The sequence below is a fragment of the Candidatus Poriferisocius sp. genome (assembly GCF_965204145.1).
In the GTDB taxonomy this organism is placed as follows: Bacteria; Actinomycetota; Acidimicrobiia; order Acidimicrobiales; family Bin134; genus Poriferisocius.
In genome coordinates, this window is the sequence record NZ_OZ241977.1 from 487,252 (window position 1) to 512,858 (window position 25,607).

Annotated in this window: 18 protein-coding genes; 10 read left to right on the forward strand and 8 right to left on the reverse strand. The window is 58.8% G+C overall.

The window, feature by feature from the left end; translation table 11 throughout:
- Positions 1 to 7: 7 nt before the first annotated feature.
- The 3 genes from hrcA to ACOGI7_RS02165 are packed head-to-tail and all read left to right on the forward strand — an operon-like array spanning position 8 to position 2,828.
- On the forward strand, positions 8 to 1,021 hold the full coding sequence (gene hrcA / locus ACOGI7_RS02155) for a heat-inducible transcriptional repressor HrcA (RefSeq protein WP_419850287.1): 1,014 nt from the start codon (positions 8 to 10) through the stop codon (positions 1,019 to 1,021).
- A 3-nt stretch (positions 1,022 to 1,024) separates the two neighbouring features.
- Positions 1,025 to 2,152, forward strand: coding sequence for a molecular chaperone DnaJ (dnaJ, locus tag ACOGI7_RS02160; RefSeq protein WP_419850288.1), 1,128 nt, complete (start codon positions 1,025 to 1,027; stop codon positions 2,150 to 2,152).
- Positions 2,133 to 2,828, forward strand: a complete 696-nt coding sequence (locus tag ACOGI7_RS02165; protein ID WP_419850289.1) for a 16S rRNA (uracil(1498)-N(3))-methyltransferase — start codon at positions 2,133 to 2,135, stop codon at positions 2,826 to 2,828. The genes dnaJ and ACOGI7_RS02165 overlap by 20 nt, the downstream gene beginning before the upstream one ends.
- A 169-nt stretch (positions 2,829 to 2,997) precedes the next feature.
- On the opposite strand, the gene ACOGI7_RS02170 is transcribed toward ACOGI7_RS02165, so the two are convergent.
- Complete coding sequence (locus tag ACOGI7_RS02170) at positions 2,998 to 3,417, reverse strand: type II toxin-antitoxin system VapC family toxin (protein ID WP_419850290.1); 420 nt, start codon at positions 3,415 to 3,417, stop codon at positions 2,998 to 3,000.
- 3 nt (positions 3,418 to 3,420) lie between these two features.
- Positions 3,421 to 3,669, reverse strand: a complete 249-nt coding sequence (locus ACOGI7_RS02175) for a hypothetical protein (RefSeq protein ID WP_419850291.1) — start codon at positions 3,667 to 3,669, stop codon at positions 3,421 to 3,423.
- 184 nt (positions 3,670 to 3,853) lie between these two features.
- Here ACOGI7_RS02175 and ACOGI7_RS02180 point away from each other — a divergent pair, with 184 nt between their 5' ends.
- From ACOGI7_RS02180 to ACOGI7_RS02210, 7 genes are all read left to right on the forward strand, one after another.
- Positions 3,854 to 5,023: a cysteine desulfurase family protein gene (locus ACOGI7_RS02180; protein ID WP_419850292.1), complete on the forward strand. Its 1,170-nt coding sequence runs from the start codon at positions 3,854 to 3,856 to the stop codon at positions 5,021 to 5,023.
- Positions 5,024 to 6,091, forward strand: a complete 1,068-nt coding sequence (locus ACOGI7_RS02185) for a DUF4007 family protein (RefSeq protein ID WP_419850293.1) — start codon at positions 5,024 to 5,026, stop codon at positions 6,089 to 6,091. It abuts the gene before it with no gap.
- A gap of 269 nt (positions 6,092 to 6,360) precedes the next feature.
- Positions 6,361 to 9,564 carry a hypothetical protein gene (locus ACOGI7_RS02190; protein ID WP_419850294.1) on the forward strand — a complete coding sequence of 1,068 codons (3,204 nt, stop codon included), beginning with the start codon at positions 6,361 to 6,363 and terminating at the stop codon, positions 9,562 to 9,564.
- Positions 9,557 to 10,405: a phosphoadenosine phosphosulfate reductase family protein gene (locus tag ACOGI7_RS02195; protein ID WP_419850295.1), complete on the forward strand. Its 849-nt coding sequence runs from the start codon at positions 9,557 to 9,559 to the stop codon at positions 10,403 to 10,405. The genes ACOGI7_RS02190 and ACOGI7_RS02195 overlap by 8 nt, the downstream gene beginning before the upstream one ends.
- 16 nt (positions 10,406 to 10,421) lie before the next feature.
- Positions 10,422 to 12,566: a DEAD/DEAH box helicase family protein gene (locus ACOGI7_RS02200; protein WP_419850296.1), complete on the forward strand. Its 2,145-nt coding sequence runs from the start codon at positions 10,422 to 10,424 to the stop codon at positions 12,564 to 12,566.
- 256 nt (positions 12,567 to 12,822) lie between these two features.
- On the forward strand, positions 12,823 to 14,937 hold the full coding sequence (locus tag ACOGI7_RS02205) for an AAA family ATPase (RefSeq protein ID WP_419850297.1): 2,115 nt from the start codon (positions 12,823 to 12,825) through the stop codon (positions 14,935 to 14,937).
- Entirely contained in the window at positions 14,938 to 15,420 is a 483-nt protein-coding gene (locus ACOGI7_RS02210; protein ID WP_419850298.1) for a hypothetical protein, read from the forward strand. It begins immediately after the preceding gene.
- Positions 15,421 to 16,180: 760 nt separating this feature from the next.
- Here ACOGI7_RS02210 and ACOGI7_RS02215 read toward each other — a convergent pair.
- From ACOGI7_RS02215 to ACOGI7_RS02240, 6 genes are all read right to left on the reverse strand, one after another.
- Entirely contained in the window at positions 16,181 to 18,505 is a 2,325-nt protein-coding gene (locus tag ACOGI7_RS02215) for a DUF262 domain-containing protein (protein ID WP_419850299.1), read from the reverse strand.
- A 134-nt stretch (positions 18,506 to 18,639) separates the two neighbouring features.
- Positions 18,640 to 19,908, reverse strand: coding sequence for a citrate synthase (locus tag ACOGI7_RS02220; protein ID WP_419850300.1), 1,269 nt, complete (start codon positions 19,906 to 19,908; stop codon positions 18,640 to 18,642).
- 86 nt (positions 19,909 to 19,994) lie between these two features.
- Positions 19,995 to 21,362: an acyl-CoA carboxylase subunit beta gene (locus ACOGI7_RS02225; RefSeq protein WP_419850301.1), complete on the reverse strand. Its 1,368-nt coding sequence runs from the start codon at positions 21,360 to 21,362 to the stop codon at positions 19,995 to 19,997.
- A 21-nt stretch (positions 21,363 to 21,383) separates the two neighbouring features.
- Positions 21,384 to 22,286, reverse strand: a complete 903-nt coding sequence (locus ACOGI7_RS02230; RefSeq protein WP_419850302.1) for a LysR family transcriptional regulator — start codon at positions 22,284 to 22,286, stop codon at positions 21,384 to 21,386.
- 59 nt (positions 22,287 to 22,345) lie between these two features.
- Complete coding sequence (locus ACOGI7_RS02235) at positions 22,346 to 24,619, reverse strand: aconitate hydratase (protein ID WP_419850303.1); 2,274 nt, start codon at positions 24,617 to 24,619, stop codon at positions 22,346 to 22,348.
- Positions 24,620 to 24,721: 102 nt separating this feature from the next.
- Positions 24,722 to 25,606 (reverse strand): lysophospholipid acyltransferase family protein, encoded by an 885-nt coding sequence (locus tag ACOGI7_RS02240; RefSeq protein WP_419850304.1) that lies wholly within the window; start codon positions 25,604 to 25,606, stop codon positions 24,722 to 24,724.
- Position 25,607 lies beyond the last annotated feature (1 nt).

Sequence of the window (25,607 nt, forward strand, 5' to 3'; positions counted from 1 at the left end):
AAGCCTTATGGGGACCAAAGGCGAGACGCTTTCGGCCCGCAAGGCTGCGGTGTTGCGGGCCGTGGTAGAGGGCTATATCTCCACCACCCAGCCCGTGGGTTCCTCCCACGTCTCCGAGATCGCTGACTTGGGCGTGTCTACGGCCACGGTCCGCAATGAGATGCTGGCCCTGGAGCAGGCCGGATACCTGAGCCAGCCCCACACCAGCGCGGGGCGCATTCCCACCGAGAAGGGCTACCGCCATTTCGTGGACACCCTCACCGACGTGTCCGGCACTCTGGGCCGCACCGAGCGCCAGCAAGTGAGGGCCTTCTTCGACACGACCCATAGCGAACTCGAGCAGATGCTGGCCGACACCAGCGCCCTTTTGGCTGACCTCACCGCCTATGCCGCATTGGTGGTGGCCCCCCAGCACTCCACCGCCACCATCCGGTCGGTGAGCTTGGTGGACCTGTCGGAGCGGCTGGTGATGGCCCTGGTGGTGTACGAAAACGGGTCGGTGGACAAGCGCACCATTGAGGTGGACCGGCCTGCCGACTCGGTGGAGATGGCTCGGGCATCAACCCAGCTCACCGACCTGCTAGCGGGAAGCCCGGCCAGTGCCCTTCGAGATCGCGAGCTGGCCCATGCTCTGACCCCGCTGGCGACCCGGGTGCTGGATTCGCTAGCTGATCTGAGCGATGCCGAAGAGCAGCTTTACGTTGGCGGGGCGGCCAGCGTGGCCGGGCTGTTCGACGCCACCGAGACGGTTCGCTCGGTTCTGGGAATATTGGAGAAGCAGTTGGTGGTTGTGTCTTTGGTGAGAGACATTCTGGATCGAGGCCTCACCGTGGCCATCGGCTCAGAGACCGGAGTGGCGCCGTTGGCCGAGTGCTCGCTGATCGTGGCCCCCTACGAGGTGGCCGGCCAGCCGGTGGGTTCCATCGGCGTGCTGGGTCCCACTCGTATGAATTATCCCCAAGCGCTGGCCGCGGTGGCGGTGGTGAGCCAGAACCTGGGACACAGGCTGTCGGCCCCCTAGAAGATGGCCGCCGACTTCTACGAGCTGCTCGGCGTGGGCCGAGATGCCACTGAGGACGACCTCAAGAAGGCGTTTCGCAAGCTGGCCCGCCAGTACCACCCCGACGCCAACCCCGACGACGCTGATGCCGAGGCCCGGTTCAAGGAGATCGCACTGGCCTACGAGACGCTGAGCGATCCCCAGAAGCGGGCCCATTACGACCGCTTCGGCACCGCGCCGGGAGCAGCCGGCGGGGGCGACCCGTTCTCGGGCATGAACCTGAACGACATCTTCGACGCTTTCTTCGGAGGGGCCAGCCCGTTCGGCGGGAGTCCGTTCGGCACCGCCGGCGGGCGGACTCGGACCGGTCCCCAGCGGGGCGCCGACCTGGAGGCGGTGCTGACGCTCGATTTTGAAGACGCGGTGCTGGGTGCCGATGCCGAGGTGACCGTGCGCACCGCCACGGTGTGCGAGCCCTGCGACGGCCGGGGCGCGGCCGAGGGGAGCCAGCCGATTACCTGCGGTACCTGCGACGGCATTGGCCAGGTGCAGCGGGTGCGTCAGTCGATCCTCGGCCAGATGGTTACCCGCACAGTGTGCGACACCTGCTCGGGCAGCGGCGAGGTGATCGCCGACCCGTGCCGCGAGTGCGGGGGTGACGGTCGAGTTGTGGGGGAGCGGGACTACACGGTGACCGTCCCCGCCGGGGTGGGCCAGGGGTCCACGCTTCGGGTGGCCCGCCGGGGAGCAGTTGGGCCGCGGGGCGGTCCTCCGGGGGACCTGTACGTGCATATCGATGTGCAGCCCCATCCCCGCTTTCAGCGCGACGGCGACAACCTGGTGGACCGGCTGCACCTGACCATGGTCCAGGCCGCCCTAGGGGTGAACATCAAGTACGAGACGCTGGACAGCGTGGAGGAATTGGACATTCCCGCTGGCACCCAGTCCGGCGATGTGTTTCGCATCCGGGGCCGGGGCGTGCCCCGACTGGAGGGCCGAGGCCGGGGCGATGTGCTGGTGCAGGCCATGGTGGAGACACCCACCGGTTTGAGCGACGACGAGATCGACCTGCTCCACCAGCTGGCCGAGCTGCGGGGCGAAGAGGTGGCGCCCACCACCAGGAAACGACGCCGTGAAGCCCGGCGGCGGTGACGGCCCCCACGTCTTCGTCGATGACCTGGAATGCCCCGAGCTGCGCGACGAAGACCTTCATCACCTAACCCGGTCGTTGCGCCTGCGCCCTGGCGACACCTTCACCGCCTCCGACGGGGCCGGATCGTGGCGAATCTGCCGCATGGGGTCAGTCCCCGAAGGCGAGGTTGAACCCGTCGGCGAGGTGGTGTTCGTTGAGGCCGCTCAGCCACCCCTCACCATCGGCTTCGCCCTCATCAAGGGCGGCCGCCCCGAACTAGTGGTTCAAAAGCTCACCGAACTGGGCGTGGACGCCATCGTCCCGTTCACCGCCGAACACAGCGTGGTCCGCTGGGAGGCCGACCGGGCAACCCGCCACACCGAGCGTCTCCGCCGAGTAGCCCGCGAAGCCGCCATGCAGAGCCGCCAAGTGCGCCTCCCCGAGATCGGCGAGCCCACCGACTTCGCCACCCTGGCCACCTACCCCGGCGCCATCCGAGCCGACATCACCGGCAACGCCCCATCCCTCGACCACCCCACCGTCCTAATCGGCCCCGAAGGCGGCTGGTCCGAAACCGAGCGCCACCAGCTAGGCGCCATCCGCATCAACTCCTCAGTCCTCCGCTCGGAGACGGCCGCCATCACCACCGCCGCCCTCCTAACCGCCCTCCGCGACGGCGTGATCAAACACTGCTGAGGGCGGCATACTTCGGTCGGGCAGTTCAACAGAGCCGGTTGTGGTGGTGCCTAGGATGCCCGTTTGTAGGCGATGCACAAATGGCTAATGGATTATCCACAGTATGGATAATCCATTTCGCTTTTGTGCGGCACTGAGTCCGCAGGCAGGTGTGAGCGCTCTCCAAGAATCAGGGTGAGACGGTGAAGGAGAGGCGGCGGTCGGGGCCGAATCGGTAGATGCGGAAGTCGTTGTCGAGGGAGATCGCGTGGTGAATCCCGAGCCTCTCCATAACGGCCCAGCTCGTCCGATCTGACAGAGAAAAATCCTGGTCGGCGAATGCTGCGCCGATTGCGGCGGCGACTTCAAGGTCGGCTAGTCCAGAGACCTCGATTTTGGCGACACCGCTGCGAATGGAATTAACAATAGTTTCTGCAGCATGGGCATCGTGTCGGTAGCGCATAACCATCCACGTTTCGTGGAGTACGTGATCACTGGTGACAAGCTGACCCTGGCGGCTGCGTAGGGTGGTGGCAACACGTTCGTGAGAGGCCTCGGCCCTGTCGGCTAGCGACACCCAGGCTGAGGTGTCCACATAGACGTATTCCATTGTTCAGCTGAGCTTGTCGGCAATTTGACGACCGGCTGCTTCAACGATGATCTGCTTCCCATCATGAGCCATGTCGATAGGTGTGCCGCTCACGATGCCGCAGATGGAATCGAGGTCGCCTTGGGGGGCGGGTGTGTCGAACTCTTTCTCGAACAGTCGCCGGGCAAACTCCGCGAAACTGATACCCAACTCCGCGGCGCGTTGCTTTGCCTTGGCGTGGATGTGATCGGGCATTGTGATGACCGTTCTCATGAAGTGATATCATAGCATCACTCAAACTGGGGCGCTCTAACAGTGCTGTCAACAGCCAGCTGACCCAAATTGTCACTGGGCGTGGCTATACATATGGGCGCGGGAGACGTGGGTATCCACTGTTTGCGGAGTTGGGGCTTCTATTGTCGTTTACTAGGGCTTATGGGTCTTTGAGGGTCGGAAGATGGGTGTACAACACGAGGTCTACCTCGACTACAACGGGTCCGCGCCGCTTGACCCGCGTGTTGCTGAGGCCATGTTGCCTGTCCTCTTGGAAGGCATCGGAAATGCCTCTGCCGTCCACCGCTTCGGGTGCCGGCAGGCAGCAGCAGTTGATCATGCCCGTGAGCAGGTTGCTGCACTAGTCGGTGGACGCTCTTCAGATGTTGTGTTTACGGCGGGGGCGACTGAGGCCAACAACCTTGCTTTGCATGGGGCTGTCCTAGCTGCCCCCGTTGATCGGCCTCGCATTCTCATTTCCGCAGTTGAGCACGCTTCGGTTCGCGAGACTGCACAGTGGCTGAGCGATCAAGGTATTGCGAAGGTCGATGCCATTCCGGTGACCCGCGGAGGCGTCGTCGACCCCGATGCGGTAGGGATGATGATCGACAGTGACGTGCTGTTGGTGTCAGTGATGGCGGCGAACAGCGAGACCGGTGTACTCAATCCTGTTGCAAAAATCTCAGAGCGGGTTCACGCGGCAGGGGCTCTTTTCCACTGCGATGCCACGCAGATGGTTGGGCGGCTTCCCTTCGGCCTTCAGGAATCTGGAGCAGATCTTGTGTCGATGAGTGGACACAAGATCTGTGGCCCAGGTGGTGTCGGGGCGCTAATCGGGACTCGTCAGAGCCTGCGTCAGCTTCGTCCGGTAATCCACGGAGGCGGGCATGAGCGAGGGTTGCGATCGGGGTCCACAAATGTCGCAGGCACTGTTGGACTTGGTGCCGCGGCCGAGATAGCGGTCGAGGAACGGAATTCGGAGGCCGAGCGAGTGTCTGGGCTCCGAGATCGGATGGTCGCTGAAATCAAGGAAAGAATCCTGGACGTCTACGAAAACGGAGACTCCAGTCGCCGCCTGCCTAACACCGCTAGCTTCCAATTCGCGGGTGCAGACGCCGATGCGGTGGTCACGCAGATGGACCCGATCGCCGTGTCAACTGGCAGCGCTTGCAGTTCGGGTTCGATAGAACCATCTGCTGTTCTCCTAGCGATGGGGGTCTCTAGAGAAGCGGCATATGAATCGGTCAGATTCAGCCTCGGACGATTCACCACCGATGCTGACATTGATGCCGCGGTCGAAGGAACTGTCACCGCCGTTGATTACGTTAGGGCGATGAGCAGGGAGAACGGCTGAATGCGCCTGGTCGACGCCGCGATGGACGCGTTTGCGCGGCATGAGACATTTCACCCCCGGTACGGCTGGTTCCGTAAGGCGTACATCCATACGGCTAGGGATCCCCATGTCTTTGTCAGGGATGACGCTCCTGTGGTTATCGGCGTTGGCAAGAACATGGTTCGGGCTATCCGCTTTTGGGGACTTGCAGCAAAGCTGATTGTGGAAGATCCGAAGCCGCCTAATCGAAGAGCACAAGGTTGTGTGCCGACTCGAATCGGGCACGCGCTTTTCGGAGAGTCGGGCTGGGATCCGTACATGGAGGATCCGGGCACTTTGTGGTTGTTGCACTGGCTGTTGTTCGCGCCACAGTCGCGACTACCGGTGTGGTGGCTTGCGTTCAACGAGTTCAATGCAGTCGAGTTCACTGACGATCAGCTTGAGGCCGCCATCCTCACTCAGATGAGCGCAGTCTCTGACTGGGCTAGTCCGCATGAGTCATCGCTCAAGAAGGACATCAGCGCCCTGATGCGCACCTATGCGCCGGCCCAGAAGTCAGGCCGCGTCGGTATTGATGACATTTTGGACTGCCCACTCCGCGAACTGAATCTAATTGGAGACTCAGCAGGGGCTGACGGGCATCGATTTGCACTTGGGGCAAAGCCCACTCTTCCGTCAGAGATAGCGACGTATGCGGTACTGGACTGGCTTGCTCGCCCCAACACACATAGCAGGACAGCCACGCTGAGCCGACTTGCCTACGAGCCCGGCTCACCTGGTCGAGTCTTCAAGCTCACTGAAGCAGAGCTTCTTGCAGCACTTGAGCCATCAATTGAATATGCAGACGAATTAGACCTTGTTATGCCTACCGGCGCAGTACAGCTGACTTGGTCAGAAGCTCCTAGTGTCATCGCCCCAGACATTTTGAATAGCTACTACGGCTCGGCACAACAGGACGTTTGTGCAGGCTTCGACGGCGATGAACCGGTAAGCGACGAAATCCTCGATGACCTGGGTTTCGGACGTGAGCCAGGAGATGAGATTCGCAGACTCCACCAAATCGCCGCGAAACCAAGAAGAGTCGCATGATGACCGTTCTTGCAGACGCCATCTCGATTGAGAGTCGGTATGCCCGGTCGGCAAACCTTGAACGTGACTCTGATCGGCCCGAGCCCCTCGAGGGATACATCGTCACTGCCCGGGCTCTCGATGTCGTCGAGCGTGTCGCGTCGACAGCGGCCTCTGGACAGGCGGGTGGGGCTTGGTCGTTGACCGGCCCTTACGGATCGGGGAAGTCATCCCTAGCGCTGCTGCTGGACGCTGCTTTTGGCGAGCAAGGCGAGACTCGACAAACCGCGATGGATTTGATCGGCGATGCTTCAGAGGCCGTCTGCGAGCTAATTTTGCACGCTCATCATCGGCACGACACCCATAGAGCGGGATTCCATCGGGGACTAGTCACCGCTGACAGAGAGCCGATCAGCCATACCGTGCTCAGGGCGCTTCACGCAGCTGTAATCCGCAAGTTCGGAAAGATCCCTCCCGCCAGTCGGTTCCGAGCAGCCAAGACTTTGCGTGGAGCGATTGAAGACTCGAAGACTGTTGACCCACGTCGCAATGGGCCCTCGCCAGCGGCCCTCGTTGAAATCGCGCGCTGTTTGGCTGAAGATGCACCGTTGCTGCTGATCATTGACGAGTTTGGGAAGAACCTGGAGGCGATCCGCGACGGCGGAGACACCGATCCCTATTTGCTTCAGCAACTTGCTGAAGCAGGCCAAGGTGCAGGCCTACCGATCTTCCTGCTGACTCTTCAGCACCTCTCCTTTGAGGATTGTCTTTCAGGAGCAGATGATTCCCAGCGCAAGGAATGGGCAAAAGTTCAGGGCCGTTTCGAGGACATCGCCTTTGTTGAGTCACCAGCTCAGACCCGAGCACTCATTGGAACAGTGTTCGATGTTGCCAGCGACGAGCTGCAGGGGAGAATTGACCGCTGGGCTCAGTCTCACGCCGAACAGATGAGCTTTCTCGGTGTTGCAGAGCTTGCCGATCCAAAGGTGGTGGCCTCCTGCTATCCGCTGCATCCGCTGGCCGCCTTGGTTCTGCCCGACCTATGCAGCCGGTATGGACAGCATGAACGGACTCTGTTTTCGTTTCTGGCTGGTCCAGACCCCCAAAGTGCTGCATCGTTCTTGACCGACACTGCTCTTCCTTCTAGGGGCCGTCTCCCATCGCTGGGACTCGAGTCGGTTTATGACTACTTTGTTGCGAGCGATGCACTAGGAGCGGGCAAGTCGAGCAGATGGATTGAGATCGCTTCTCGGATCCGCGATACGCATGGTCTTTCTCAGTCTGAGGATCGCCTTGTCAAGGCAATAGCACTCCTTAACTTGGTAGCGACCTCGGGGACCGTCAGAGCCTCCCAAGAGCTTCTTCGGCTAATCGACCGCAAATCAGTTGGCACGCTCGCTGAGCTTGAAGCTTCTGGCCTCGTGACCTATCGGGATTTCGCCGACGAATACCGGATATGGCACGGGACCGATGTCGATATCCATGGCCTTCTAGAAACCACCCAGCAGCGGGTCAGACAGCAGCCCCTTATCAAGATCCTTACAGAGATCGACCATCCTCGGCCTGTGGTGGCCGCTCGTCACAGCGCTGAGCACGACGTGCTCAGGGTGTTCTCCAAGCGGTACTGCGATGGAGTTGAGCCAGTGGAGCCGCTTGATCCGTCTTCTCCATTTGATGGGGAGGTAGTTCTGGTCGTCAACACCGAAGCCACTATCCCTTGCTTGGCTCCATCGGGGATGACCGCTAAGCCTGTGGTGGCCGCTGTACCAATGGATGTGAGGGCACTGGCAGAAGTTGCCTATGAGGTTGGCGCCATCACCCAAGCTCTTGATGATCCCGTTGTTAATGAAGACTGGGTCGCACGCCGCGAGCTTGGGGAGCGGCTCGTCCAGTTGCGAAGGGTATTCGACCAAATGGTGGAGGAGACGTTCAGCTCGGAATCCTGCAAGTGGTTCCTGCTCAGCGATGATGGCGCCGAAGAGCTTCGAAGTGGACGAGGCAGCGTGGCTCTCTCTGCAGCGGCCGACTTGGCGTATCCGTTTACGCCGAAGGTCCACAATGAGATGCTCAATCGCTCAGATCTGACATCTCAGGGTGCCAAGGCTCGCAGGATTCTGCTGGAGGCCATGATTGAGAACGGCGGTCAATCCGATCTCGGCCTTGTGGGGTACGGGCCGGAGGTGGCGATGTACAGGGCCTTTCTTGAACGCACAGGCGTTCATGGTCACGATCAGCGCAACGACAAATGGGTTTTTCGAAAGCCCGAGGACAAGTCCCTACGTCCTGCATGGGATGCGCTGCAAGACGAGTTCGACAGAGCAAAAGTCACCCGGATTAATCTGCGAGACGTTTACGCTGTACTGCAACTGCCACCTTTCGGCATGAAGTCAGGCGTGGTGCCAGTCTTTGTGACCGCCGGCTTGCTTGCATGCGCCGACAGTGTGGCCCTGTATGAGCACGGTACGTTCAAACCGCTGCTTACACCTGAGATATCAGAGCGAATGGTGCGAAATCCTGGTCACTTCGACATTAAGCACTTTGCCAACACCACGGGTGCTCGCCGCCAAGTAATCGATCAGTTAGCGAAACGACTCAACGTACGGCCTTCGTTCCGCAAACACCGAGTGGCCAATGTGCTTTCCATCGTCGGCCATCTCGTCTCTCAATCCAGGCGTCTCGACAACTACACACTCCGCACCAGCAATATTTCGGAAGCGTCTAGAACAGCACGCGATGCTCTCATGGCTGCGGTAGAACCTGATGAACTGCTATTTGGGACTCTCCCGAAAGTCCTGGGTTTCAAATCGGTTCCTTCAACCACACAGACCTACAGGCGAGCTCGTGAATACGCAGAGTGTGTAGGGAATGCCCTGGACGAGCTTGCTTCATGCTACGACGGGCTTTTGTCGGAGCTCTATGAATTGCTGCTGGCATCAAGCGCAGAGACCACCCGTCTCGCCATCTGCGGTCAAGCAGCTGCCCTTGAGGGAGAGGTCCTTGATCCTGATGTACGGGCATTTGTCCTAGCTCTGGGCAACAACAGTGTCGAGAGAGATTCCGACTGGATCCAAGCCATCGCTACTGTTGTCACTAGGAAGGCACCCGCGGAATGGAGCGACGAAGACTGTTTGAGGTTCAAGCGCGAGCTTCCTGAACATGTAGCTGCCTTTCACCGTCTCGTAGCCCTTCACGCCGACCGCCGCGCTCACGGCGGAGGGCCATTCGGTGCATTGCGGGTGACGATTACCCGCGCAGACGGCAGTGAGGACGTTCGACTTGTTGCTGTGGACCATGGCCAACGTTCCCAACTCAACGATCTCTTGGACGAAACGGTTGAAAGTGTGGCAGAACTCACGGGTTCACCTCAGCGAGCTCGCAACGCCTTGCTCGCACTCCTAGGCGAGAGGTTGTTGCCCGAGCAAAATGACAATGGGAAAGTCAGCAACGGTATGCTACAGCCCATTGAGGACAATGAAGGAGTGCGATATGGATGAGCCGGTTAGGCACATCTGCGGAATTTCCGGGGGAAAGGATTCCAGCGCCCTCGCCGTCTACATGCGGGGCAGCGTGCCTGAGATGGAATACTTCTTTTGCGACACTGGTGCCGAACTTCCAGAGACCTATGAGTACTTGACCCGCCTCGAAGCGATTCTGGGTAAGCCCATCGCCCGGCTTAACGCCTCGCGCGGCTTCGATCATTGGTTTGAAGTATTCCGTGGAGCACTTCCATCGCCTCAGATGCGCTGGTGCACCAAAAACATGAAGATCAAGCCCATTGAGGAGTGGATCGGTGATGCGCCAACGGTTTCATATGTGGCGATCCGAGCCGACGAGTCGAACCGCAAGGGCTACATCTCCACCAAACCCAATATCGAGAGCCGGTTTCCATTTATCGAGGATGGCATCGACCACGACGGTGTGATGCAGATTCTAAGGGATGCCGGCATAGGGCTTCCCGCATACTACGAGTGGCGCACCCGCTCCGGGTGCTATTTCTGCTTCTACCAGCGCAAAGCAGAGTGGATTGGGCTTTCAGAACGTCATCCAGAACTTTTCGAGCGAGCCGTGGCCATTGAGCAGAAGGTTCTTCAAGATGCTGGGGTGAATGGAGATGCCGACTTCGGAGAGCAGGCCATGCGAGGCCGCCAATACACCTGGTCTGGAGGAGAAACTCTCGTCCAGCTACGGTCCAGACGTGAAGAAATCCTTGAACGACATGAAGCAACAATGGCACGAGCCAACAAGACCAGAGCAAATACCCCTCTTGTAGAAGCCTTAGCAAACGCCCTTGATGACGAAGATGACGCACTACCCTGCACCGTTTGCACACTTTGACTTGGCGGGGGATTAGATGATGTCGCGCTTGCGGCTGCTAGACAACCGAAAGCCGACTTGGCGCCGTCCCGATGATGAAGTCGTTGAAGACGTAATTGTGCCAGCTCTGCAGGCAGCAGATCAATTTGATTGCATGGTGGGCTATTTTGGTGGTGCGGCACTTCGGGAGCTGTCACATGGCCTGGCAGCCTACATTCTTCGGGGCGATCAACCTTTTCGTTTACTCGTTAGCCCAGTAATATCCGACTCGGACCAAGAAGGCATCCGGTTGGGGGCCAAAAAGCCTGAAGATATCCTCGCACACGGAATTCAAGCAGCGTTCAACGATGAGATAGCTCTTGCCAGCGCACTCGCCCAACATACAAAGCAGTGTTTTGCTTATTTGCTTGCAAAGGGTCGGCTTCAAATGAAAGTTGTCCTTGTTAGAGGGGCAACTTTTCACTTAAAAGAATGGATTTTTAAAGCCGGTTCAGATGTGGCGGTCTTGTCTGGATCAGCAAATTTTACTGGTCAAGCTCTCCTAGGGAATGTGGAAAGATTAAACCTTCATCGCAATTGGCGGGGTGGAGATAGTGAAATAGCCTGCCAAGATGCAATAGACGAATTCGAAGCATATTGGACTAATTCAAAAGATCACGCGGTTGCAGTAGACATCCCGGTCGCTTTGCAAGAGGGCCTAGTTCAATCTTACGATACTCGCCAGCCACCAACTGAAACAGATTACCGTAAGGCTATAGAAATTGAAGGACGGCTTCATAGAAGTGATAGCCCTGGCGCAGTTGAAGCAAGCCCCCACGGGAAACACTTCGCACCACCTTCTCACCTAATTTGGGAAACAGGACCATATTCACACCAAGGAACCGCCGTCCTTAAGTGGGAGGGGGCCGAACGTCGAGGTATCCTGGCCATGGCCACTGGCTCTGGCAAGACCGTCACAGCGCTACTATGTGCATGGAGGCTCTGGAGGGAAGTAAAGGATCTTGTAGTCATCATCACAGCACCAACACTCCCATTGATTGCACAATGGGAAGAAGAGTGTAAGAATTTCGGCTTAGATCCATACATAGCTGGAAATCATCCTAGGGCAAAGCGCTTACGGAATATTGAGCAGATGCTGCAAGGAATCGAATACACCCAAGAGGGGCTTGTGGTACTGGTAATTACGAATGATTTTCTGAATGATGGAGAGTTCAAAGGGCTATTGAATGAATATTCGTGCCCCATAATGTTGGTTTCAGACGAAGTACACAACCTAGGTGGAACATCCTTCTTCAATAGTCCTCCCGACCAGATCATTTATCGCCTAGGACTTTCAGCAACACCAGTGAGACAATATGATGAAGAGGGAACTGAAAAATTGTTTCATTACTTTGGCGACACGGTATATGAGTTCACCCTAGGGCAAGCCATTGGCGTATGCCTGGTCTCCTACAATTATCAATTGCACGCCATCAACCTTGACACTCAGGAATTAGAAGAGTATCGCTATTGGAGTGACGAAATTAGAAAGTTAAGGCGCATAGTAGGAGATGGACCTTCGGGCGAAGAACGAGACAGATTACAAAGGCTATACAACAAAAGACGCTTAGTGTTGGAAACAGCGGAAGGTAAATTGGCCAAGTTGAAGGAACTCCTCATAGAGTGTAAGGGGTTTGGAACAAAACACCTACTGATTTATGCAACAGACAAAGATCCAGATCAACTGAACCAGGTAAATGAGCTCGTACGGGATGTTGGAATGAGGTTTCATCAAATAACAGCAAATGAGACGAGAAATGCCAAACTAGTAGAGTCCGTTTTGAGCTCATATAGATCGGGAGCGTTAGAAGTACTTACTGCTAAGCGGGTTCTCGATGAAGGGTTAGATGTTCCGGAAATATCTACAGCTATAATTCTCGCGAGCACTACTGTAGAACGCCAGTGGGTCCAAAGACGTGGAAGAGTACTGCGGATGTGTCCAGCAATTGGTAAAGAGACTTCTACAATCCATGACTTTATCGTCTTGCCTCCGGCAGGCGAATCGCGGGACGATGAAGTAGAGCAATTGATCAAGAGTGAAGTCAAGAGATGTGATGAATTCACAAGGTTGGCAAGCAATGCCGCTGCTCCCGGAGGACCACGCGATTTGCTTCAAGATGTCCGATTGGACTATATAGTGTAGCGAATTGCCAATTCGGAGATTATCTCATGACTGTAAGCGAGCGAAAACTCCTCAAAGTATTGCGAACACATGTGTCAATGTTGGACGAAAGCAATAGAGTACCCGGCTATCGGGACGACGTCTTGGAAACTCTGGCACAGATAGTAATTTTAGAAAAGGAGAACTTGGAAGCGCGGACGCAAATTCAAAAAAAGATCACCGATCAAGCAAACGCATTAGGCAGAGTTCTTATTGATGGGGATTGGGAACAGTCTCCATGATCCACTTAGTGAGTGCCTCCATAAAGAATTTCCGGCAATTGAGGAATATTGATCTACAATTTGCGAGGGAACCTGCGAGTGCATTGACAGTCATACGCGCTGAGAATGGTACCGGTAAGACCAATCTATTGACAGCTCTAACGTGGGCTCTCTTCGGGGACGACGCCTTGCCAGCAAAAAGGACGTCATATCGCATACATCCTTTAGACTGGGACTCGAAAAAAGATGGGACTCACTGTCCTGTCGAGGTGACCATCAAATTCGCCACTGTAGACGACGAAACAGGTCTAGGCCGTTCGTTTGAATTAGTGCGATCCACCAAGGAACGTCCCGGGCCAAGTGGGTCCTTTGAAGTTGAAAAATCGGAACTATCGCTCTTTGAAACAAAGCCGTCAGGTGATACACCCATTTCGAACCCCAATGCTTTCATTTCCAATCGAGTGCTACCAACAAGCCTCAAGGACGTTTTCTTCATAGACGGGGATAGGGCATTAGCGTTTATCGAAACCACAGACGAAAGATCAGCAAAACGTGACAGGGTAGAAAAGGCCGTCAGGCAACTGCTAGGGCTTGACATCCTTGAAGAAGCAGAGCGCCATGTTGACAATGCTAGAAAGCAGGCAGTCTCGGCGGTGCGAAAACAGGCGGCAGGGACCAATTTGTCGGAACTGGCCTCCAGGGAAGCAAAATTGGCAGAGGAAATCCAAGGCTACGAGGACACAAAGGAACAGATAGAGCTCGATAGACGGGCTACGGAGTCTAGAAAGCGCAAAGTCGATGAAGCTCTGAAGGGAGCTCTTGCTGCTGGCGGAGCGGATCGAAAACAGCTTGAGGTGGACCTTACTGATCGGGAAAATGAACTTAGGGGGCAACGGCAATATCACAAGGAACTGGTGGCACGTCAGAGATCCCTTGTCAATAGTTCGGATCTGCTAGTTGCAATTGCCAGAGAGAGTATTGGCGAAGCTGGCGCACTATTGGCTCAGTTGGAAAACGAAGGAGTAATACCGGACACTCTCCCTGAAGTGGTAAAGGATCGCCTGGAGCGTGGCACATGCATCTGCGGCAAAGACGTGTCAGAGGGTAGTGAAGGACATATCGCACTCCAGGAGCTGCTTGGCGAAGTCGATCGATTAGAAGATTCTCATGAAATATTGCTGCATCTGAGTACTGTAGCCCGTTTACATTCAAGCAGAACCGATGCCTCTACGGAATCCACATCCTGGACGACGCAAGGTCGAGATTCGCTAAAGGACATTGTCCAGTGTGAACAGGGACAGCAACGGCTAGAGAGGGATATTGAGGAACTTCGAACGAAAATTCGCGAGATGCCAGAGCAAGACCTTGTAGAGCTGGAACGTATGCTGACGGAGGAAGAGGGCATTGCGAGGGAATTGACCAGCAAAGCTGCGAGGATCTCGGAACAAATTCGCAACGCTGAGAAAGATCAAAAGGCTATATCCAAGGAAAGGCTGGCGGCACAGAGGAAAGAAGAGCGTTTCAAGCGATTGCTTGCCGACGAAACGGCAGCAACCGACCTGCTATCAGTATTGCGTGGCACCGTAGAAACGCTTGAAGGAGAGACCGTTGAAGAAGTAGGTGCAGCGATGAGCGAAATTTTTCTCAATATGATCGTTGCAGATCCAGAGGAAGGTGGTCTCATTAGTCGTGCGGAATTAACACGCGAACACGACATTGTGGTTTACGGGTCGGACAATCAGCGTATGGATCCGGACAGGGATTTGAGCGGCGCTCAGAGACGTGCATTGACGTTGGCCTTCATTCTTGCGCTGGTACGAGTGAGCGGGGTGAATGCCCCGAATGTGGTGGACACTCCGTTAGGCATGACGAGCGCCTTGGTTAGACGAGCGATGCTGCAATATGCAGCAGAGAATTCGTCCCAACTTGTGATGTTTTTGACAAGTAGTGAGATACATGGCGTGGAAGACATCCTGGATCGTTATGCCGGACGTACGTATACCATGACGTTTTCCGATCATTACCCTACGCAATTGGTCAACGATCCTGGCACAGGAAGGATCGAAACGCTGTTGTGTGATTGTGACTACGTGTCTTCGTGTCAATTGTGTGCGCGGAAGGAGGGTGTGTAAATGCCGATGTCGCAGGATTTCAATCCATTTGCCAACCAAGACATTCATGTTCCGAAGGCATTTCATGAAGACCTAAGGTTGTATAGCTCCACCTTTACTTCTGGTGGCGAGGAATCTACAAAAGATGAAGAGGCACCCTTTAAACGCTATGTGGACTTTTGGTTGCTTGCTGCCGCAATGGGAGCGGAGCAGAGGACATATTTGCCCGTAGAGGTTGATCAAAGGCATAGGTTCATTACGGGCAGCGTGTTTCAACGCGATTTGGCTATCATTGAATTCTTGTTGTTTCTTGCTATAGCGCACACCAACGACCCATTTGTGGTGGTGGATCCACGAAAGGTGATGGACATTGCGGAAGGTTATGCAGCGGGAGGTATTCCATTAGTGAAGGAAATGATCGAGACAGGACACTTGACCGCACTTCACAACTTAACACGCAGCCTTGTAAAGTCCCTCTCTGCGTCGGGTGAAAGCGGCCCTTAGATATTGCTGCGGTGGAGCAAGTAGAAGTCTGTTGTGTAGGGATGTATTGTTTGAACCTCTCGCAACACTTTGACCCCTATTGGTGCTCTGGCTGGTGGAGGCATCGTTCACAACGGTGTTAGGCCTTGGCCACCGGTAGGAGGCCGACGCCATGAGGGTGTCATGGAAGCCCGTGAGCGCGAGCGGGCCCCATGGATTGGGGGTTACCGGCGACTTGCTTGGCTGGAGCTTGTAGGAAGTTGATCTGATGCGCTAGCACACCTCGATGGCGGACGCCGGACGTTACCGATCCTTCTATAGCGAAGAGTTTGGACGTCGCCCCCACCGCGCTGTCTGCGTGGCCAGAACCTGACGCTGCTTGGCTAACTCAGCCTGTGGGGACCAGCTCCCTGCCCCGCACTGTGGTTGTGGTGCCCTGCCACAAGTTCGCATCTACTCATTTCCTGCCGGAAGGTCGTCTACGTGCGGAGCGCCGCAGAAAATTACTTTTCGGCGACCCTGCGAGTGAATCTTGTGCCCATAGCCGGCACAGGAGGCCCTCTGCCCACCAGGGGCCTGTACCAGGAACAGCCCTCGAGGTAGGCGCGCCGAACCACGTGGCCCTTAAAGCCTCAACTATCAGGGGTCTCCCGCCCTTTGGACCATCTGACAGTTACAAGGATCGCCAAACCCCCATATTTAGTGGCGATCCCTCATACTACTCCGATCCCAGAGTCAACGCAGAGGGCCAATCTGGGTTGAGTTCAAGCCAAAGCCACCGCTAATCGACGAACAACCAAGAATTGATCTGATCCCAGGCCAATTCAAGTAAGTTCTCTGTGCGCAACTCAATTAGCTCAATGCTCCATTGGTCGGCTTCGACTATGTGATTTAGTAATGGAAGATGTTCTTGATTTCGCAAAAGTTGCTCTATCCTGCTACTGAAGGAAATACCGGAGTTCTTGGCCTCTTCTAAGTAGGAATTCCGTTCCTCCTCAGAATGGGAAGCTAGCGTCTTGTAGAATTTGAGTTTCTTGTCCCAATTGGCATTTCCCAGACTTTGATTTTCCTTTTCTGGCAGTAACACAAGATTACCTAAACGGTGGCAAAGATCTGGATCTTCATAGATAGCTGGATCCCATCCCGATGTTGGTTTAGAAACGGGAGCGATGTGTTCAACCGTCCTATACTTCATCGCTATCCAATTGGCATATGTGAGCGAAGAGGTTTCGTCTCCAGGTACGACATCGTCTCTTGTCAAGAGCCCAGAATATTCCGTTTGCGGTCTTGCGTGGTGGCTTGCGGCAAGTATAAGAAAGCGAATAAGTGCACTGGGCCCATCCTTTCCGATAGAATTGTTTCGGGAAAGGTTAACGAAGGTTTCTCGAGATTCAATGCCCGCCGGGTTCTGAGCAAGCAGGGAAACGTATTCGCTTCGAAGGTCGTCGATGGGAAGGATCTCGTGTTGCAAATGAGGACCCAGGCATAGCGGATCCCCTCCTGCTTTTGGCTTCGACCCCATTAGATCACGGAAACACTTATCTATTCCCGCGGTTCCAAGCGTTATACAGCGCCGTAATGCCAAGAAGGCGGCTGTAGCCTTTATGGCGTCGAGGAATTGATGACTTGTGTCCTTGTCTGAGTGCGCTTCGCAATAGCGGGCCAGAATAGGTATGGCAAGAGTAGTGCGCATGTCAATCATAAAATGAAGGCACAATCTCATCAGATCAATGTCTTCATTATTCCACCCCACTATGCCGCTCGTCTGTAACCCTTCTCTGTCCCAGTATTGCTGGCGGAAATCAACCAGATCGTAGATTGCTTTTACAAAGCCGCGCGCTACACGAGGATCCTTCTTTGCGCTGGCTTGGAATTGATCTCGCATATATCGACGTTGGCTTACCAAATCCTGTGGTTTCTTTTCTCCTGTAAGATATAGGGCGAAAGTAGTGACGAGTTCTTTTACTTCTTTTACTCGAGTCTCTGACTGGGGGTAACTGTCAAGTAGTGTGTGGTCAACCATGTCCCAATAGAATTCGCTCTCCGAACCGGTATATCCATGTCCATGCTCTTGTTCAAATTGTGTCACCAAAGGTTTGCACGTTTCGAGAGCAGTTAGCGGCTCCCCAGTAGTATTTAGCGCGTCAAATATGTCAAAAGCGTCTTCCTCCTTTTGTGTTTCGACTCGGGTAAGCAGCACGTACTGAGTCAAGTAGGAAGAAAAGAGCAATAGTCGGATGAGGCCTTCTATGTCCTGTACCTTGGTTATCTCGTCGCAAAAACGATGTTGGAGTGGTTCTGCAAATTGTTCTAATCTGCGAAATAGAGATCTACAAGGATTGGTACGAAATCTGATGCGATCAAGGACTTCAATATCGTCATCGTCATCGGGCGGAGGGGCAGTGGCTGTGGCGAGAAGGTAACGGTCTAGCGTGTCAATAATGCTAAGATAATTTTCTTCCAAAGGGTCATCTTTCGTCGCTTCACTTAAGGCCGAGTGAATTGGCAATTTAGGTGATCCTATGGCTTCATTGGAAAAGCGTGCGACGAAAGCAGCTATTGGTGAACGATAATCGGAGGCAGAAAAGGAATTTGCTCGATTATCTTGAGCTCGGATGATTTTTGGGAAGGGAAACCCTTCCCCTAGATTCACAAGACGGCCAACGGCACATTGGTAGAGCGATGTCTTCTGTGCGTCAACTTCTGTCGTCAACCATTCTTGGGTGCCAACAGATGCTTGTTGGATATCGATTTCATGTTCCGCAATCTTCTGAAACAATGCTCGAGCAATCAAGATAAGGGTAGTCAAACGCTGTTGTCCGTCTACGATGTCTATGGATTCTCCATCGAATGAGGGCTCACCTTTTGTCGCTGTGAGGATGATGCTGCCAAGGTATGTGTACTGAGGATCTCTGTGTTGGTTATTGCAATTGTGATGGAAGCCACTAAGGCAATCTTGTAGTAGGCGCCTCAGGTGCCCAGTATTCCAGTTGTATTGCCTCTGGTAGAGCGGGATCTTGTAGCCTACGTTCCCGTTGTGGGACATCATAGTTTCCCAAAAAGTCCCGGTCGTGGCTTCGAAGAGGTCGCGTCCTCGAGTTGGCATTAGGTCCTCCGCGTGTGGGTGAAGCCAGTGGAGTATGGAAAGTGGACAGCTGAAAAGATCATCGGTTTAGCGACCCCGTATTGAGAGTGCGAGATTAACCATGATCTGAGCGGCAAAGTAGTATGGGAGGCGTATCAGCGCTGGTTGATGGGGGTGTAGGTGCGTTCTTGGGAGCCGGTGTAGACCTGTCGGGGGCGGGCTATTCGGCTGTCTTGTTCTAGGAGCTCTACCCAGTGGGCCAGCCAGCCGGCGGTGCGGGCGATGGCGAACAGCACGGTGAACATGTCGGTGGGGAACCCCATCGACTGGTAAATGAGCCCGGAGTAGAAATCCACGTTGGGATACAGGCGGCGGCTCACGAAGTAGTCGTCGGCCAGGGCCACCTCTTCGAGCTTCAAGGCGATGTCGAGCAGCGGGTTGGAGCCGGTCACCTCGAACACGTCGTAGGCGGCTTGCTTGATGATGCGGGCCCGGGGGTCGTAGTTCTTGTACACCCGGTGGCCGAACCCCATCAGGCGGGTCTCGCCGGCTTTGACCGCCTTGATGAACGGGTCGATGTTCTCGTAGCTGCCGATCTCGTCGAGCATCTCCATCACGGCCTGGTTGGCTCCGCCATGGCGGGGGCCGTACAGCGAGCAGGCCGCCGCTGAGATCACCGAGTAGGGGTCGGTGTGGGCGCTTCCCACCACCCGGGCGGTGCTGGTGGAGCAGTTCTGGCCGTGGTCGGCGTGGGTGATGAGCAGCAGGTCGAGCGCTCGGGCGAAGGCCGGGTCGCATTGGTAGGTGGGCTCGGCGATCTTGAACATCATCGACAGGAAGTTGGTGGCGAAGTCCAGGTTGTTGTCGGGGTAGACGAACGGCATACCGGTGTTGAACCGGAAGCCCGCGGCGGCCACGGTGGGCACTTTGGCGATGAGCCGCACAATCTGGTGCATGCGGTTCTCGGGGTCTTCGATGTCTTTGGCCTCGGGGTAGAACGTGGACAGCGCGGCGATGGTCGACACGAACATGCCCATCGGGTGGGCATCGTGGAGGAACGACTCCATGAACCGCTTGCGGAAGCGCTCGTGGATGAAGGTGTGGTGGGTGATCTCGTGTACCCACACGTCGTATTCGCCAGGGGTGGGGAGCTCGCCGTGGAGCAGGAGGTAGGCCACCTCCAGGAAGGTGGAGTGCTCGGCCAGCTGCTCGATGGGGTAGCCCCGATAGCGCAGGATGCCGTTCTCGCCGTCCACTTCGCTGACCGCGCTGGTGGTGGCCGCGGTGGTGCTGAAAGACGGGTCTAAGAACCAGACGTTGGGGAGTAGTTTTCGCCACGCTGCGGCATCCACACCACCTTCGACAATCGGAACCTCAATTGACTCACCGGTCCGATTGTCGGTGATCGTTATGGATTCAGGCACGCACGGCTCCTTTCCCTGCTCCCTCCGGCGCTGCCGCAGCTTACCTCAGGTTGTCGCTTTCGCCCCAGAGAGAGTGTTGCCCCTGGTCACAGAGGGGTGTTGTCGTGGCGGCGGCGGGGGAGGGCCTCCCGTTTGGACTCCAGCAGATCCAGGGCGGCGGCCACCTCGGCCCGGGTGTCGGCCGGGTCGATCACCGCGTCGATCGAGCCCCGCTCGGCGGCGATGTAGGGGTTCAGGTAGCGCTCCTCGTAGGCGGCCTCGAGCTCGGCTCGCTCCTCCGGGCTGGATCGGCGGTGGACGATCTCGACCGCTCCCCGAGCGCCCATCACCGCGACCTCCGCCGAGGGCCAGGCCAGCGCGATGTCGTTGCCCATGTGGCGGGAGTCCATCACGATGTAGGCGCCGCCGTAGGACTTCCGCAGGGTCACGTTCACCCGGCCCACGGTGGCTCGGGCGTAGGCGAAGGCCAGTTGGGCGCCGTGGCGGATGATGCCCCGCCATTCCAAATCCTTGCCCGGCTGGAAGCCCGACGTGTCCACGAAGGTGACCAGCGGGAGGTTGAAGGCGTCGCAGAACGACACGAACCGGGCCCCCTTCTGGCTGCACGCGATGTCGAGGGTGCCGGCCAGGGTCTGGGGCTGGTTGGCCAGCATCCCCACCGGGCGGCCGGCCACGGTGGCGAAGGCGCACACCAGGTTGGCGGCCCAGTCGGCCTTGTATTCCAGCAGGTCGCCGTCGTCGGCCACCGCCCGGACGACATCTCGGATGTCGTAGCTGCCCAAAGGCGATTCGGGAAGTATGTCCCGCAGCTCGGGGGTGGGGCGGTCGATGGGATCGTCCACCGGATACCGGGGCGGCAGTTCGTCGGCGTGGGCGGGAAGCAGGCTCAACAGCGCTCCCACCAGGTCGGAAGCGGCGTCTTTGTCGTCCACCAAGAAGGCGGCCACCCCGCTGCGCCGGGAGAGCTGGCCGGCGCCGCCCAGGGTCTGGTTGCTGATCACCTCGCCGGTGAATTGGGTGACCATACGGGGGCCGGAGACGAAGGCGTAGCTGTCCTCGGTGGCGATGGCGATGTCGGCCAGGCCCAGCAGCAGGGCCGGCCCCGACACCGCCGGGCCGGTGGCGCAGAAAATGGTGGGCACCTGACCCGAGCAGTCCACCACCGACTTGGCCACCCGGCCCCAGCCCATGGTGGCCGCGATGCCCGAGTCGATATCGGCACCAGATGAGGCTATGAACCCCACCAGGGGCACACGGCGCAGGAGGGCCTCTTGGGCGGCTCGCTCCAGTGTCTCGCTGTCGGCCGGGCTGAGCGCCCCCCGGTCGGCCTCGTTGTCCTCCACTTCGAAGACCACGCATTCCCGGCCGTCGTAGGAGTCCAGCCAGGCTCGGGCCGATCCCGGTGCTCCGGCTCGCAGCGGGACCCGGTCGGGTCGGTTGCCGGTGGCGGTCATGGCGTCAGTCTCGCGCCGTACTCAGCTGGGGTACACCCCGGCCTGGTCGTAGCCGTGGGTCCCCACCACTTCGAATATCACGTCTCGCACCGCTCGGGTGACCGCCGATGGGGCCACCCGGCGGCTGACGATCAGGCCCACCGAGCGCCGCACCAGTCCGGTGATGGGGATGCGCCGCCAGGGGCCGTCGTCGGGGGCGGCGGTGGCGGGCAAGATGGCGGCACCGAATCCGGTGAGCACCAGGGTGGCGATCATCCTCATGCCGTCGATCTCGGCCCGGGTGGTGAGCTCCACGCCCTGGATCTTGAGCTCGGAGTCGATCTCGTCTCGAAAGGCAGTGCCCGGAGGGGGCAGCAGCAGCTCGTGGCGGCTCAGCTCGGCGGGGGTCACCGACGACTTGCGGGCCAGCGGGTGGTCGGGCGGGGCTATGAGCAAGCGGTCTTCCGCGAACAGCTCTTCAGCCCGGATCTCAGAATCGTGCAGGGGCAGGTTGACCACTGCGCTGTGCAGATCTCCGGCGATCACCTGGGGGAGGAGGCTGGTGGTGGTGGCGGTGAGCACCTCGAGGCGGATGTTGGGGTATTGGGCCTCTAGGGCGGGCAAAACGATGGGGATCAGCCACCGGGCGGTGGAGTCGATGGTGCCCAGACGGGTGACTCCGGAGATGTCGTCGCGCATAGCGGCCATGTCGAGGGCGATGGCGTCGGTCTCGGCCCGGATGCGCCGGGCTCGGGCCAATACCGCCTCGCCTTCCTCGGTGAGGGTGCCGGCGTCGCGGTCCACCAGGATGGCGCCCAGCTCCTCCTCCAACTTGGCGATGTGCTTGGACACGTTGGACTGCACGGTGTGCAGCGACCGAGCGGCCTTGGAGAACGTCTTGTGCTCGGCTATCGCCAACAGGGCATCGAGCTGGCGGATGTCCATGGCCGTAAATCTAGGGTCGGCAGGAAGGGCGGATGTCCACGACGGCTCTCGGCGGGCGGTCAGCCCATGGTCCGCTGGCGGATCAGGTTCAGCGCGCTGCCCGCCTGGAACCACTCGATCTGGTCGTGCGACAGGGTGTGCTCGGCGGTTATGTCCACCGTGGTCCCGTCGGGCTTGGCCACCTGCACCTGCACCGGCGTGCCGGGGGACAGGTCGGCCAGGCCGATCACCGAGATGCGGTCGTCCTCGTCGATGCGGTCGTAGTCGTCGGGGTCGGCGAAGGTGAGGGCCAAAACGCCCTGTTTCTTGAGGTTGGTCTCGTGGATGCGGGCGAACGACCGGGCGATCACTGCCGCGCACCCCCGGAAGCGGGGCTCCATGGCGGCGTGCTCCCGGGACGATCCCTCGCCGATGTTGCGGTCGCCCACCACCACCCAGCGCTGACCGGCGGCGTGGTAGGCGGCGGCCACGTCGGGGAACGATCCGGTGGTGCCGTCGAGCTGGTTCTTGCCTTCGCCGACCGCCCCGGTGAAGGCGTTCACCGCCCCCAGATAGAGGTTGCCGGAGATGTTCTCCAGGTGGCCCCGGTAGCGCAGCCACGGTCCGGCCATGGAGATGTGGTCGGTGGTGCATTTGCCCTGGGCCTTGAGCAGCACGGGCAGATCGGTGAAGTCCTGGCCGTCCCATGGGGAGAAAGGCTCGAGCAGCTGGAGCCGCTCGGAGTCGGGCGACACCCGTACATCCACGCCGCTGCCGTCGTCGGGCGGGGCCAAGAACCCGCTGGCGCCGGGGTCGAAGCCCTGGTCGGGCAGCTCGGTGCCCGGGCCCACCATGAGCGCCACCTCGGTGCCGTCGGGGGCGGTGATGGTGTCGCTGGCCGGGTCGAAGTCCAGCGTGCCGGCCAACGCTAGGGCCACCACCGTCTCCGGGGACGTGACGAAGGCGTTGGTGGAGGCGTAGCCGTCGTTGCGCTTGGGGAAGTTGCGGTTGTAGCTGGTGACGATGCTGTTGGGGGTGCCTTCGGCCACGTCGTCGCGGTTCCACTGGCCGATGCACGGCCCGCAGGCGTTGGCCAACACGGTGGCCCCGATGGACTCCAGGTCGGCCAGCAGGCCGTCGCGCTCGATGGTGGCCCGAACCTGCTCGGAGCCGGGGGTGACCATGAGGGGCGACTTGGCGGTGAGCCCGTGGGCCGCGGCGTGACGGGCGATGCTGGCCGCTCGGGTTATGTCCTCGTAGCTGGAGTTGGTACACGACCCAACCAGGGCGGCGCTCACCTCCAGGGGCCAGCCGTTCAGCTTGGCCTCGGACCCCAGATCGGCCACTGGCCGGGCCCGGTCGGGGGTGTGGGGGCCGTTGATGTGCGGTCCCAGCTCGGACAGGTCGATCTCCACCACCCGGTCGAAGTAGCCGCCGGGGTCGCCCAGCACGGCATCGTCGGCCCGCAGGTTGTGGGCGGCGGCGTTGGCCGCGTCGGCCACGGCCTCGCGGCCGGTGGCCTTGAGGTAGCGGGCGATGGCGTCGTCGTAGGCGAACAGGGAGGTGGTGGCGCCGATCTCGGCCCCCATGTTGCAGATGGTGGCCTTGCCGGTGGCCGACAGTGAGTGTGCGCCCGGCCCGAAGTACTCCACGATGGCCCCGGTGCCGCCGGCCACGGTGAGGATCTCGGCCACCTTCAAAATCACGTCCTTGGGGGCGGCCCAGCCGTCGAGCTCGCCGGTGAGGTGCACGCCGATGAGCTTGGGCCAGCGCACGTTCCAGGGGAATCCGGTCATCACATCCACTGCGTCGGCGCCACCCACGCCCACCGCCACCATGGCCAGGCCGCCGGCGTTGGGGGTGTGGCTGTCGGTGCCGATCATCATGCCGCCGGGGAAGGCGTATTGCTCCAGCACCACCTGGTGGATGATCCCCGATCCCGGCTTCCAGAATCCGGCGCCGTAGCGGGCGCATACCGACTCCAGAAAGTCGTACACCTCCTCGTTGTTGTCGAGGGCCGCGGCCAGGTCTCGCTTAGCGTCGATGCGGGCCGAGATGAGGTGGTCGCAGTGGGTGGTGGTGGGCACTTGCACCTCGTCTAGCCCGGCGGTCATGAACTGGAGCCAAGCCATCTGGGCGGTGGCGTCCTGCATGGCCACCCGATCGGGGCGCAGATCCACATAGGTGGCTCCCCGCTCGGGGGTGACAGCGGGGTCGTCGAGGTGGTTGACCAGGATTTTCTCGGCCAACGTGAGCTCTCGGCCAAAACGTTCCCGGGCGGCGTCGACCCGCTCGTCCAGGGTGGAATACACGTTTTCAATCAGCTCAATGGGTGTGGAGGCGGCTACCGGCATACCTCCGATCCTACGGGCTTTCCGGCAAAATGGCCTTGTCGCGGAATTGGCCGAATGAGGGGTTCTACTTGGGCCAGCGGCGATGTTGACCGTGGGGTTCTGCTAGGGCCATCGGCGGTGTTGGCGGCGGGAGCGGGGGGAGCGGTCGCCGAGGGCCCAGGCCCGGCGCCAGGGGGAGACCGCGGGGCCGGTGAGGCCGGGGGTGGTGCCGGCGTGGGCTCGGCGGCGGGCTTGGTACCAGTCGGTGGCGCACTCGTCGGCCAGGGTGGCCACGGCCACCTCGATGCGGGCCGCAAAACGGCGGGCGTTGTCCTCCTCAGTGGGCACCAGTGGATCGCCGAATGTGATCGTGGTGGCCGACACCTTGGGCACGTTGCGGCCCTTGGGCAGGATGCGGTCGGTTCCCTCCACGTGGACCGGCACCACCGGCACGCCGCAGCGCACCGCCAGGTAGCCGGCCCCGCCCAAGAAGGGCTGGCCCCAGCCGTCGGGGCTGCGGCCGCCCTCGGGGAAGATGAGCAGGCTCCAGCCGTCTTCGATGAGCGACGCGGCCAGTCGGGCCGAGCGCCGCCCCACCCGGGACCGCTCGATGGGAATGGCACCGATGACCAGAGCCGAGGCCGCCGACTTGACCGCCCCGGTGAAGAAATAGTCCGATGCGGCGCCTACCACCAGCCGGTTGCGCCACCTGGGTGGGATGGATGTGAACATCAGGGGGGTGTCGATGTGGCTGTGGTGGTTGGCGGCGAAGATCACCGGGCCCTCGAGGCGCTCCAGCCGGTCTAGCCCTTGGCGGCGAGGGCGGGCCAGCGCAGCCATCGCTGGCTGCATCACAACCTCTGTGATAACCCGACGGGCGGCTCGGGCCGCCGGCTTGCGGGCCCACTCAGTGTCGTAGTCGGCCCCCCGGTTCTTGGGGGTGGGAGCGGGCGGCACCCCCACGGGCGGTCGGGCCGCCCGATAGGGGAAGTCCAGCTTCGAGATCACC